The organism is Butyrivibrio hungatei NK4A153, assembly GCF_000424465.1.
In the GTDB taxonomy this organism is placed as follows: domain Bacteria; phylum Bacillota; class Clostridia; order Lachnospirales; family Lachnospiraceae; genus Butyrivibrio; species Butyrivibrio hungatei_A.
On the sequence record NZ_AUJY01000012.1, the window covers coordinates 152,655 to 165,798 of the forward strand.

General features: G+C 41.3%; 12 protein-coding genes. 10 read left to right on the forward strand and 2 right to left on the reverse strand.

Going from position 1 to position 13,144, the window contains the following annotated elements:
* Positions 1 to 2: 2 nt before the first annotated feature.
* The 10 genes from asnS (at position 3) to G628_RS0108580 (ending at position 10,784) form a co-directional block, all read left to right on the forward strand.
* Positions 3 to 1,394 (forward strand): asparagine--tRNA ligase, encoded by a 1,392-nt coding sequence (gene asnS, locus G628_RS0108530; RefSeq protein ID WP_027208932.1) that lies wholly within the window; start codon positions 3 to 5, stop codon positions 1,392 to 1,394.
* Positions 1,395 to 1,475: 81 nt separating this feature from the next.
* The gene (locus G628_RS0108535) at positions 1,476 to 2,801 is read left to right on the forward strand and encodes a C40 family peptidase (RefSeq protein ID WP_027208933.1); all 1,326 of its coding nucleotides are present in this window, start codon (positions 1,476 to 1,478) and stop codon (positions 2,799 to 2,801) included.
* A 78-nt stretch (positions 2,802 to 2,879) separates the two neighbouring features.
* Entirely contained in the window at positions 2,880 to 4,430 is a 1,551-nt protein-coding gene (guaA, locus tag G628_RS0108540) for a glutamine-hydrolyzing GMP synthase (protein ID WP_026656437.1), read from the forward strand.
* A 970-nt stretch (positions 4,431 to 5,400) separates the two neighbouring features.
* A complete protein-coding gene (locus G628_RS16885) occupies positions 5,401 to 6,153 on the forward strand; it encodes a hypothetical protein (protein ID WP_051199106.1) in 753 nt (250 codons plus the stop codon).
* A gap of 54 nt (positions 6,154 to 6,207) precedes the next feature.
* Positions 6,208 to 7,170, forward strand: a complete 963-nt coding sequence (locus G628_RS0108555; protein ID WP_027208935.1) for an adenosine deaminase family protein — start codon at positions 6,208 to 6,210, stop codon at positions 7,168 to 7,170.
* Positions 7,167 to 7,955, forward strand: coding sequence for a class I SAM-dependent methyltransferase (locus G628_RS16890; RefSeq protein ID WP_051199107.1), 789 nt, complete (start codon positions 7,167 to 7,169; stop codon positions 7,953 to 7,955). Before G628_RS0108555 ends, G628_RS16890 begins: the two co-directional genes overlap by 4 nt.
* 27 nt (positions 7,956 to 7,982) lie before the next feature.
* Positions 7,983 to 8,489, forward strand: coding sequence for a GrpB family protein (locus G628_RS0108565; protein WP_027208936.1), 507 nt, complete (start codon positions 7,983 to 7,985; stop codon positions 8,487 to 8,489).
* Between the two features lie 68 nt (positions 8,490 to 8,557).
* Entirely contained in the window at positions 8,558 to 9,421 is an 864-nt protein-coding gene (locus tag G628_RS0108570) for a TraX family protein (protein ID WP_155833791.1), read from the forward strand.
* On the forward strand, positions 9,418 to 10,083 hold the full coding sequence (locus tag G628_RS0108575; protein ID WP_034469034.1) for a response regulator transcription factor: 666 nt from the start codon (positions 9,418 to 9,420) through the stop codon (positions 10,081 to 10,083). Before G628_RS0108570 ends, G628_RS0108575 begins: the two co-directional genes overlap by 4 nt.
* On the forward strand, positions 10,065 to 10,784 hold the full coding sequence (locus tag G628_RS0108580; protein WP_027208938.1) for a histidine kinase dimerization/phospho-acceptor domain-containing protein: 720 nt from the start codon (positions 10,065 to 10,067) through the stop codon (positions 10,782 to 10,784). Before G628_RS0108575 ends, G628_RS0108580 begins: the two co-directional genes overlap by 19 nt.
* A 53-nt stretch (positions 10,785 to 10,837) precedes the next feature.
* Here G628_RS0108580 and G628_RS18135 read toward each other — a convergent pair whose 3' ends face one another.
* Both G628_RS18135 and G628_RS0108590 read right to left on the reverse strand, forming a co-directional pair.
* Positions 10,838 to 12,358: an ABC transporter permease gene (locus G628_RS18135; protein WP_051199108.1), complete on the reverse strand. Its 1,521-nt coding sequence runs from the start codon at positions 12,356 to 12,358 to the stop codon at positions 10,838 to 10,840.
* A gap of 3 nt (positions 12,359 to 12,361) precedes the next feature.
* Positions 12,362 to 13,081 (reverse strand): ABC transporter ATP-binding protein, encoded by a 720-nt coding sequence (locus G628_RS0108590; RefSeq protein WP_027208940.1) that lies wholly within the window; start codon positions 13,079 to 13,081, stop codon positions 12,362 to 12,364.
* Between the last annotated feature and the right edge of the window lie 63 nt (positions 13,082 to 13,144).

The window sequence follows — 13,144 nt, forward strand, 5'->3', positions numbered from 1 at the left end:
TCATGGAACTTACAGATATAAAAGCATTATTTACAGAACAAGAAAAATATGTCGGACAGAAAGTGACAGTCGGAGGATGGATCAGAAGTATCCGTGATTCTAAGGCTATCGGATTTATAGTTTTGAATGACGGTACATACTTTAAACCACTTCAGATCGTATATTCGGATGCACTTTCAAACTTTGCACAGATCAGTAAGCTCAACGTAGGTGCTGCGGTTATCGCAACAGGAACAATCGTTGCAACACCCGGCGCAAAGCAGCCTTTCGAGATGCAGGCTCAGGAAGTTGAGATTGAGGGAACATCTACTTCAGATTATCCTCTTCAGAAGAAGAGACACACTCTTGAGTTCCTCAGAACAATTCCTCATCTTCGTGCAAGAACAAATACTTTTGAGGCAGTATTCAAGGTTCGTTCAGTTGCTGCATATGCTATTCATTCTTTCTTCCAGGAGAGAAATTTCGTATATGTTCATACTCCTCTTATTACAGGAAGTGACTGTGAAGGTGCCGGAGAGATGTTCCAGGTAACAACTCTCGATCTTAACAACGTTCCCAAGACTGAGGACGGAGCTGTTGATTTCTCAAAGGATTTCTTCGGAAAGCCTGTTAACCTCACTGTTAGCGGACAGCTCAATGTTGAGACTTATGCTTTTGCATTTAAGAACGTATATACATTCGGACCTACATTCCGTGCTGAGAACTCCAATACAACAAGACATGCCGCTGAGTTCTGGATGATCGAGCCTGAGATGTGTTTTGCAGATCTTAAGGATGATTGTGACACAGCAGAAGCTATGCTTAAGTACGTTATCAACTATGTTCTTGAGCATTGCCCTGAAGAGATGGCATTCTTTAACGAGTTCATTGACAAAGGGCTTATCGACAGACTTAACAACGTTGTAGGTAACGAGTTTGGTCGTATCACTTATACAGAAGCTATCGATATTCTTACAAAGAACAATGATAAGTTTGATTACAAGGTATCATGGGGATGCGATCTTCAGACAGAGCATGAGAGATATCTCACTGAAGAAGTATTCAAGAAGCCTGTTTTTGTAACAGATTATCCTAAGGATATCAAGGCGTTCTATATGAAGCTTAATCCCGATGGAAAGACTGTTGCAGCGGCAGATTGTCTTGTTCCCGGAATCGGAGAGATTATTGGCGGAAGCCAGAGAGAAGACGACCTTGAGATTCTCGAGAAGCGTATGGATGAGCTTGGAATGAAGAAGGATGATTACCAGTTCTATCTTGACCTTAGAAAGTACGGAAGTGTAAGACACGCCGGATTTGGTCTCGGATTTGAGCGTTGCGTAATGTACCTCACAGGAATGGGAAATATCAGAGACGTTGAGTCATTCCCGAGAACAGTCGGAAATTGCGATCTTTGATGTGAAGAAACAAGGAATTTCTTGATATCACGTGTTATAATTATATAGAGATACTGAATAATGAGGGACAAGGAGGATGAAATGAAAAAAGGTAAATTTTTTTCTGCTATAGCTCTTTCCTTAGTCCTTAGTATGCTGGTGGTGGACCCTGTCTGGGCTACCACCAGTACTGATTTACAGCAAAAACAGAACAAGCTGGAACAGGAAGAACAGACATTAAAGAATCAGAAAAAAGAGCTTGAGAAGAAAAAGAACGAGAGTCAGAAAAATCTCAATAACGCAAACGGCAAGGTAAATTCGATTGCTGCAGATCAGGGAAAGACAAAAGCAGCCATGGATGAAACTTCAAGTGCAATTGTTTCCATGATGGCTGATATAGATCTTATAAAAGAAGAAATTGAGCGAACCGAAGAGCAGATAAAAATTAAAACAGCTGAGTACGAGGAAGCAAAGAAAAAAGAAGACACTTTGTATGAAGCAATGGTGCAGAGAATAAAGTATTTGTATGAGCAGGGAGAATCATCTTATATACAGATTCTTTTGACCGCTGCAGATTATTCGGATGCACTTAATAAAGCTCAGTACATTGAGCAGATTTATGAATATGACAGAGAAAAGCTTAAGGAATATGTTGAGGTGAAGACGGCTGCTGATAAAGCAAAGACACAGCTCGAAGAGGAGAAGGGACAGCTTGAAACTTCTAAATTTGAGATGGAAGAAGAACAGCAGCAGATGGAAGAAGTCCTTAAGGAGTACAAGGCTAAATACTCGGATTACGAGGTAAAGCTTGCTAAAGCCAAACAGGATGCTGCGTTATATACGGCACAGATCAAGAGCCAGCAGGCTGATATGGCGGCTCTTCAGAAACAGATTGCATCCAAGCAGAATGAGGTCAATGAGACCAAGAAAGCAGCGCAGGCTGCCCGTGAGGCGGAAGAAGCTGAGAGGAAGCGTAAGAGTGAAGAAGCTCAGAGAGCAAGCGCAGATAACGGAGGTGGCTCGGGAGATTCTACATCTTCAGGCGGTTCCAAGAACTCATCTCCTCCACCGGCACCTTCGGGAGGCGGTTCAGGCTCTAATATTGCGAGCTATGCTTGCCAGTTCGTCGGTAATCCATATGTGTCCGGCGGAACAAGTCTTACAAACGGCGCAGATTGTTCAGGATTTGTATATTCTGTTTACAAGGCGTTTGGAATATCGGTGCCCAGAACATCATGGGAGCAGGGAAATTACGGAACGGAAGTTTCATATTCCGATGCACAACCGGGAGATGTTATCTACTACGGTGGGCATGTCGGAATATATATAGGCGGAGGACAGATTGTTCACGCAAGTACGCAGAAGACGGGAATTAAGTATAGTTCAGCGATGTACAGACCGATTATCTGTGTCAGAAGATTTGTGTGATGTGCCAATTGTTAGCCTTTATACCATAGTGTATAATCGAGCATAATTATTGTTGTAAAATTTTTTTCGGGAGGAACCATGACTGCAGAAGAGAAAGTAATAGTTCTTGATTTCGGCGGACAGTACAATCAGCTTGTAGCTCGTCGTGTCAGGGAATGTAATGTCTATTGTGAGATTTATTCATATCGCACTCCGATAGAGCAGATAAAGGCGATGGAGCCTAAGGGAATTATTTTGACGGGAGGTCCCAACTCATGTTATGAGGATGGAGCGCCTACATATACCAAGGAATTGTTCGAGCTTGGCATTCCTGTTTTGGGACTTTGCTACGGAGCACAGCTCATGATGCATGTGCTTGGCGGTAAGGTTGAGAAAGCGCCTGTAAGAGAGTACGGTAAGACACAGACATTTATTGACGGATCTAAGGATAAGTTGTTTGCAGGTGTTGAGGATGACACTATCGTATGGATGAGTCACTTCGACTATATCAGCAAAGTTGCACCGGGATTTGATATCATTGCTCACACAGCGGATTGTCCCGTAGCTGCAGCGGCTTGTGAAGATAAGAAACTGTACGCTATTCAGTTCCATCCCGAAGTATTACATACAGTTAAAGGCAAAGAGATTCTCCATAACTTCGTAAGAAATATCTGCGAGACTGCAGGTACATGGAGAATGGATTCTTTCGTAGAGAATACAATTAAAGATATCAAGGCTAAGGTTGGAGACGGCAAGGTGCTTCTTGCTCTTTCAGGTGGTGTTGATTCATCTGTTCTTGCAGCACTCCTTGCTAAAGCAATCGGTAAGCAGCTTACATGCGTATTCGTAGATCACGGTCTTCTTCGTAAGAATGAAGGTGATGAGGTTGAAGGCGTATTCGGTGAAAAAGGAAACTTCGACATCAACTTTATCCGTGTGAATGCTGCGGACAGATATTACGCAAAGCTTGCAGGTGTAGAAGAGCCTGAGCGCAAGCGTAAGATCATTGGTGAAGAATTTATCCGTGTGTTCGAGGAAGAGGCCAAGAAGATCGGCGCAGTTGACTTCCTTGCACAGGGGACAATATATCCTGACGTTGTAGAATCCGGACTTGGCGGTGAGTCAGCCGTTATCAAGTCACATCACAATGTAGGAGGACTTCCTGATTTCGTTGATTTTAAGGAAATCATTGAGCCCCTTAAGACATTGTTTAAGGACGAGGTTCGTAAGGCGGGACTTGAGCTCGGACTTCCCGAGTATCTTGTTTTCCGTCAGCCCTTCCCCGGTCCCGGACTTGGTATCCGTATCATCGGCGAAGTTACGGCCGATAAGGTTCGTATCGTTCAGGATGCTGACTACATCTACAGAGAAGAGATCGCGGCAGCCGGCTTATCAAAGCTTCCCGATCAGTACTTCGCAGCTCTTTCAAACATGCGCTCTGTAGGCGTTATGGGCGATGAGAGAACTTACGATTACGCAATTGTTCTCCGCGCAGTTGAGACGGTAGACTTCATGACAGCCGAGGCTTCCGAGATTCCTTTCGAAGTTCTCCAGAAAGTCATGAGCAGAATCATCAATGAGGTTAAGGGCGTTAACCGCGTAATGTATGACCTTACTTCTAAGCCGCCGGGAACAGTGGAATTAGAGTGATAACGAGCCGGGCACGAGACAATTTTAAATGAAAAACACGTAGTGTTTTAGCATAAGATAGGAGGTAGGACAAATGCTTGCATTTATGTCCTGCCTCCTATTTTATGCGTGAAATCCCGAAGGGATTTTCATATAAATTGTCGAAGCATCCGGCGACAACTCCTATAATAGAAAACGCTGTATTTCAAGCGATTTCTATTATAGGAGTAAAGGAGCAAAGCCCGCAACCTCTAGTATTTATAGGGGATGCGGGCTCTTTGGCGCGAGGCTGAAAACTTGTAGTTGCTTTTTTGTATGTGTTGGAGTATATTCTTATTCAGTTTCAGGATTTCTATAATTTTTTCTTTGAGTGGTTATATTTGTCTTACCACAAAAATCCTTGATATGTGATGTGTTGTGATTTTAGTGTTGCGTGCTGAGAAGCCGAGATTGAGGGTGCTGTTGGAAAAAGCACATAAGCTTTATATATGGCGGCGGAAAAGCTATTTTTTAATATTCCGCTGTCGGAAATTAAGTAAATAAAACATCTATGACAGCGGAAAAAGTAGGTTTTTATAATCTCGCTGTTAGAAAATGCGAATGATGCTTATATACGGCGGCGAAAAAGCAATTTTTTAAAATTTCGATGTTGGAAACTAGGTAGATAAACAATTTATGACAGCGGATAAGCCAGCTTTCATAATCTCGCTGTTATAAAAAGTAAATGATGATTATCTATTGCAACGAAAATGCCATTTTTCACAATTCCGCTGTCCGAGCATGAAAGGCATGATTGACAAGTGGCAGAAAAAAAGAACAACTTAGCTGCATAGTACAAGCTTTTATAATTTTATTTGCAATTTAGGCTTTTATAATTCAAGTCTTTTTATATTTTTAAGGAGGAATCATTACGAAGAAGCAACGAAATTTATTAACGACTAAATATACCAATCTATATTCTGAAGCAAAGCGGAGGTACAACGAGCTGCTTTTGATCAAGAATTCAAAAGAGGAAGCATTAGAAAAAGCGCCGCCGGGGAAAATACATGTGAGCAGAACTGCGCATGGAGTCCAGTTTTATTTGCGAAGAGAAAGTTCGGAAAAATCCGGAAAATATATTCATAAATCTGAAATTTCTATGATTAAACAATATCTTCAAAAAGCTTATGACGAAAAGATTAATAAGCTTGTCACGGTAGAGGTTCAATGCCTGAAAAAACTCATCGACAAATCGGAAAATACAATAGATAAGATTCAAAAAGCATATTCATCGTTTCCTACTGAAGCGAAAGAATTAATAACACCTATTGATGTCTCGGACGAGGACTATGTGCAACTCTGGTTAAAAGAGCCATATCAAAGAAAACCTATTCCGGAATATCTTCCTTTTTTTGAAACTAAACGAAAAGAAAGGGTTCGATCAAAGTCAGAACTCAATATAGCCAATGCACTTGCGGACAAGGGGATTCCATATAAATATGAATGTCCATTAAAACTAAGTGGCGGGGGAATAATTCATCCTGACTTCACTGTTTTGGATGTCAAAAGAAGAAAAGTATTATATTGGGAACATCGTGGCATGTTAGACGATAAAGAATATGCGAAGAATTCAGTACAAAGGTTAAAATCTTTGATGAAGGAAGATATTTTTATAGGAGTAAATTTGATAATTACAGAGGAAACATCAATCAGTCCCTTAGGAACTAATGAGATTGATGCTATAATAAAAAAGTTCTTTCTCTAAGTATTCGTTAGAATATGCATAAAAATATGGAATAAGCTTGATTAAGGAGCAACGATGGACTTTCAGACGGCATTGAAACAAGAAAAACTTGATGATATCCGCAAATGCCCAAAGGCGGATCTACACAACCACTTTGTACTTGGCGGAAGCAGGCGATTTTTGAAAGAACAGACAGGAAAAGATATACAACCAATCAAAGAGCCACTTAATTCCATGGATGAAATGCATGCTTGGAATGCGCAGAATATAGGAGAATTCTTTAATTCACCTGAAGGGCGTAGAATGTTGATACGGGCTACATTTGTGCAGGCAAAGGAGGACGGTGTCAGCGTACTTGAAATAGGAGAAGATGTCTGGGGGCTGGGTGAGTTTTTTCATGAGAATATAGATGAACTTGTTGAAGCGTTTGAATTATCACATAAAGAAATCGCACCGGAAATTGAGCTTAGGCTTCAGATTGGGTTATCCAGGCATTGTGATGTAGCGTATTTGGAAGATTGCCTTTCTCATTTCTGGGGATGTAAAGCGTTTTATTCAATTGATCTGTATGGAGATGAGTTGGCACAGCCAATAGAGAATTTCAAACCAATCTATCGACGCGCAAAAGCAGAAGGGCTTAGACTTAAGGCGCACGTAGGCGAGTGGGGAACAGCTGAAGATGTGCGTAGAGCGGTTGAGTGCCTTGAACTTGATGAGATACAGCATGGAATTGCGGCGGTGGAAGATCCTTCTGTGATCCGCTTTATAGTGGATAATAACATCAGACTGAACATTACGCCTACAAGTAATTATCTTCTTGGAAGAGTTAAAGACTTTAAAACTCATCCAATTGCGGAACTTTATCGTAGCGGTGTTGATGTGACAATTAATTCCGATGATGTGTTGATCTTTGATTCAGATGTATCTAAGGAGTATCTGAGACTTTATCAGAGCGGTTGCCTGAATGCAGAGGAATTGGACAACATTAGAAAGAACGGATTGAAAAAAGTTATAAATCAATTGCGGGGGAGTTTATGAAAAAAGCATCAGGAATAGATGGTTCCAGAGATTGGGGATCGGAAAAGGTATATTTACATAGTACAAGGCAGAACCTGTGGAATAATGATTATTTTGAGTTCCTTGTAAAATGCGTATGGAAGATAGATAAGCCGGTGAAAATAATTGATTTTGGCTGCGGATATGGATTCTTGGCGCAGATGCTGTTGCCGTTAGTCCCGAAGGAAAGCTTATATAAGGGAGTTGATATATCTGAAAATCTTATCGATGAAGCGCGTGAAATCTTTTCTGGCAGCAAGGAGGTATGCTTTGAAGTTGCAGACTTAAATGAGTATAAGCCTGATGCTGAATATGATATAGCTATATGCCAGGCTGTACTTCGGCATGTTACAAAACCGGAAGATATAATGAAGAAGATGATCGGGGCTGTAAAAGAGAACGGATTGGTAATATGTATCGAACCAAGCAGGCGTATGGAGAATGCAGGGATTTATATAGACAATAGGACATATGATCCGTTTGAAAACGATGATTTTCTAAAACAGAGGTGGCTATCAGAGGAACAATCCGGTGGAAGAGATTATCAAATTGGGATGAAAGCGCCGGTCTTTATGGAGAAACTTGGGCTAAAGAATATCGGAGTGAGAATCAATGATTATGTTGATTTCGTTAGCGCAGGTACTGATGATTTTGAATCAGAGCAAAAGAGATTCATGATTGACCACGGAGTGGATGAAAAATATGCTGGTTCAAACGGATACTTGGCTGCGCGATGTCATGTGATTTCTTATGGTTATAAAAAATGAAATTGTTTTATTTGTGAGGTGACATCCATGAGAACAAAACATGTAGTAGTGCTTCCGTATGATGAGAAGTGGAAGCAAGATTTTATAGATATAAAGAATGAGCTGTCAGCGGTGCTTGGCGAAGTTGCAATTTCTATTGAGCATGTTGGAAGCACATCTGTTGAGGGACTGGCAGCGAAGCCGGTTATTGATATTGACGTGGTTGTAAAGCCAAATGATGTCAAAAAGGCTATCGCGGCGCTTGAAACCATTGGATATACACATGAAGGAAATCTTGGGATTGAAGGACGCGAAGCCTTTGCATATGAGGGAAAAGAGCATTTGCAGACACATCATTTATATGTATGTCCGGAAGATTCTGCAGAGCTTAAAAGACATCTTGCGTTCAGGGATTATTTGAGAAGTCATCCGGACGACAAGGAAAAATATGGAAATATAAAACTTGAGGCAGCAACGCTATACCCTGATGATATAGATAAATACATTGAGCATAAATCGCCGGTAATAGAGAAGATTTATGCTGCTTTAAATTGAATTTTTTCCATCCTTATAAATTCCTTATAATTACCATCTATCCTGTATTCAACAGGAGGATGACGGAAATGTTTAATATCAAGGAAAAAGGTCTTACAGGTTTTGGTTTGAAATATCTTGCGCTGGTGTTTATGGTGCTGGATCATATTCACTACTTTTTTGAATTTACGGGAAAGGTGCCGATCGCGTTTTCGTGGATAGGTCGATTGGCGGCGCCGCTGTTCTTGTTTTGCTTTGTGGAAGGTTTTATTCACACACATGACAGAAAGAAATATTTTTTGAAAATATATCTGATCTCAGTTGTAATGGGAGTGATTCAGTCTGGATTTTATTTCGTCTTGTCGCCTGCGGTCAGAGGCGATGGATTCTTTCCGCAGAACGGGATGTTATCAAGCTTTGCGATACTGTTTGTTGTAATGCAGGGGATAGAGTGGATCAGGGAAAAGAAATGGGTAAAAGGCCTGACAGCTTTGATAGTGCCTTTGATATGGCCGATAATCGCATATTATTGCGTGTTTGTACCATTTATGAATGCGAATAACAGTACCGGATTGGCATTGGCAAATATGTGTGCACTTTCATTTTTGCCAATGCATACGGCAATTGCTGATGGCGGAACTATCACAGTGATTGAGGGAATAATACTTCTTCTTTTCAGCTATTGTAAGAATAAGAAAATTCGCATTTATGCATGGGCTGTTATGTGCCTTTTGATAAATGTGGGCGCTCTTGCGGTAATGGGAATGCAGCTGAATGTGCAGACACTGTTTTTTGATGCATATGAATGGCTCAGCGTTTTTTCAATAATACTCATGTTATGCTACAATGGTGAGCGTGGAAAGGGAAATGCCAAGTTGTTCTACTGGTTTTATCCCGCACATGTCTATGTTTTATATGGACTATCATTTATTCTTTACATGGTGATGCGATGAGAATTTTAGCAATTGATGATGAAAAAGAAATTTTGATTCTTATAGAAAAAGCATTAAGAGGGCAGTATCAGGTAGATACTGTCCTTTCTCCGACTCAGGCTCTTCCGCAGGATCTGTCTGTATATAGTTTGATAATAATGGATGTTATGATGCCCGGCGAAAGCGGATACGATCTGCTGGCGAAGATAAGAGCAGTCGTTGATTGTCCGATTATTTTCCTTAGTGCGAAGGCGCTGGAAGAAGACATAGTATACGGGCTTTCGATAGGAGCGGATGATTATATCAGGAAGCCTTTTTCCATAGCAGAGCTTAGAGCCAGAATTGTGGCTCATATCAGAAGGGACAATAGAGATTCCGCAGGTGTGGTGTTAAGAGATGAAAATGTTTTGCTATATCCAAATGAGTGCCGCTTGAAGGTCAGAGGCGAACTCGTGGAGCTTACGAAAAGTGAGTTTGATATTGTGACACTGTTGTTTAAGAACAAAGGGCAGGTTTTTTCGAAAGGTCAGATTTATGAGATCATATACGGATATGATAAAGACGGCGATGAATCGGCCATCACGGAACATATTAAGAACCTCAGAAGAAAGCTTAAACAGTACGAAATTGAACCTATAGAAACGGTGTGGGGTGTTGGCTATCGATGGAAAAAACAGATGTAAAATTCAGCGGAGTTTTGGGAATATATTTTTTGATAATTTCAAGCTTATTATGTGTTGTGACGGTAGTTGCCGTAATCGTCTTTCAAAATATGACGGCGGTCAGGGCAGACGATACCGAAAAGAAGGTTGAGACATGGATTAAAAATGCTGAAGCTACGGGCAAAATTGATACTAATTCTTTTCCCGAAAATGCGGATTATGTTGCCGAAAAAGACGGCGAAGAAATTGCTTCAGGGATCAATGACGGAAATGAAGAGAAGCTAAGAAAGTACATTTCACAGTATAAATCGAATGGGAAAGAAAAATATCTTGACGGTCAGGAAGCTTATATGGCCAAAAAGATAGGCGATTCTATAATCTATATCCATTACAGCGTTGGCGTTTCGGGAGAGTGGACGGCGTTTGGACTTACGGCTTTGGCATATATTCTGGTTATCCTGGTTCCTTCTGTCGTTCTGATAAACAGGCTAAAAAAGCTTATATATACTTTGGCTGAGGAAAAGTGGCGCAAAGATTATGAGACAAAACAGGAGATGGCGCAGATAGCGCACGACCTTAAAACTCCGCTTACTATCATCAGGGGGAACGCGGATCTTCTTTTGGAAAAAGACCCTGACGAAGACAGCAAAGAGAGTATTGATGCGATAATTAGCAGTGCTGAACGCATTGCAAAAAGCGTTTTGGAAATTCTTGAAAAATAAACGCTTCGCAATATCGCTCGCACGCTAGCATTTAGAGAATAAAAGAGTAAAACTCATTCGTTAGATCTTACATCACTGCGACTAAGATACAGGATAGAAATCATGATAAACACTACAATAAATATCACAGACGAGAGTGTAAATGCGCCGATATTCGCATTTCCCAATTCCCGCTGATTCATGGCAAGGTCGAACAAGGAGAACGGTGTCAGGTAAGGCATATCCTTTGCAATACAGGAAAGACCTGCGAACCCTCCAAGGAATGCGACAGTTATGGGAAGGACAAAGTTTCTTATAACAAGCGAAACAAGAACCTGGAAGGCGCAAATAACCCACGAACTAAGGATTCCCAAGCCAATCCACTGAATGATTCCCGAAGGCAATTCTCCGTCTATGTGAATCATTGATCCGGCAATGAGATACAAGGCAACGACCCAGATCAGTGAAACAGATGTGATAAAGCAAGTGGCCGCATATTTGCCGAGTACTATCATTGCAGGCCTTTGATGAGTCATTAATAGGTTCATATTTGTTCCGCTGTGTTCAACTCGCCAGATACAGACTGTAAAAATCCCAATGATGACAGGCATGAAGAAATAGCACAAGAACAGCGTGTGCTGAGTCCACAGTGAGTACCAGCCTTCTTTTAAGATGCTCAGATTGGCGAGATAGTTCACGGTTCCGATTGCCGCCGATATTGCAGGAACTATGAAAAAGGCAATCCAAGCAGGTGACCCCTTCAATTTCAGAATCTCAACAGGACGTCTGTGTAGCGCTATCTTCGTTGTCTTTCGTTTGCTCTTTATTTTTTCCGCCTCTTCAACACCGGATTTCTTGAGCAGCATAAGTGTGATACAGGTTAAAAGAACTATCCATCCAATGCAGATGATTGTTGATGTGTAGTCGGGGGTTCCAAGCGCGTATTTTACTTCCCTCGTGTTACGATTCCAGTCCATTGTGACAAAGCCCGATGTCACGAAAGTTGCCCAGGGGAGGAACTTCTGTATGATTGATTCAGGAAGGACCAATGAGAAAAATGCAGTGAAACTTCCAAGAATTCCCACTGAAATACTAAGAGCCTGATTCCTGTAAAAAAACGACAAAAGCAAGTGTATGCTTAGCAGAGTCATGCTGGTTATATAAGTGATCAGCCCGTGTATAAGCAGATATTTAAGCGGGAAGTCGCTGTCAAAACCAAGAATTCCGCAGCAGAGTATGATCGAGCCGCATTGCATTGCGACCAGGATAAGTGTGCATATCGCTCCATAAAGATATTTTGTGAAAAAAATCTTTTGCGGTGTGGAGAAGGTGTATAGGCATTTCAGCATCTCGCCCTTGTGCTCAATGTCCATTAGCCTGGAAGCAAATCCAGCGATCGCAACCGGGAAAAACACGCAGTTTATGATGGGAATATTATAAAAGAGGAGCATCCATCCGGCGGAAGTAGCTTCTTTTCCATGGAAATTTCCGTATAAAAATGTCATCTCGGCAACAATCACCGCAATGAATAACAGCAGATTACAGCGGCGTTTATGTTTTTTGAGTTCGATAAAAAGATTTCCTATAATGCCCATTTTTTAAGCTCCTTTTGTCATTTCGAGGAAGACTTCTTCAAGAGAAGCATCTCCGATTTCAAGTTCCGATAAGAGTCCCTGGTAGATTATTTTTCCTTTATTTATAATGCCCACATAATCGGCAATCTGCTCAACTTCAGAGAGAAGGTGACTTGAGATGATAACCGTTGAACCATATTTTTCGGGAATACTTTTTGCCAGATTCCTGATCTCGTTTATTCCTGCGGGATCGAGACCGTTTGTCGGCTCATCCAGAATAATAAGCTCGGGCTTTCCCATAAGAGCCATTGCTATACCAAGCCGCTGCTTCATTCCAAGCGAATAGTTTTTTACCTTATCATCCTTTCTGTCATAGAGACTGACTGTGTAAAGAGCCTCTTTTATGTCGGCGGAACCAAGATTTTTATAACGAGCGATTATCTCAAGGTTTTCCTGTCCGGTGAGATGCCCGTAGAAGCCGGGACTTTCTATAAGGCTTCCTGTTCGCATGTTTATATCGAACCTGCTTCCGGGAGACATCTTTTGACCAAGAATCTCCACAGTTCCGCCATCGGGCTGTATAAGTCCCAGAAGAAGCTTCATTGTTGTGGTTTTACCCGCGCCGTTGGGGCCGAGAAAGCCGTATATACATCCTTTTGGAACCGCCAGATTTACGTCTTTTACCCTGAATTTATGACCGCCTTTTTTGCATAGATCATAGGTTTCGATTATATATTTCTTCATGATTTTTCCTCCGCATATTGTTGATAAATACAGTATAAAAAGGAAAGCTTACCTGAACATGAC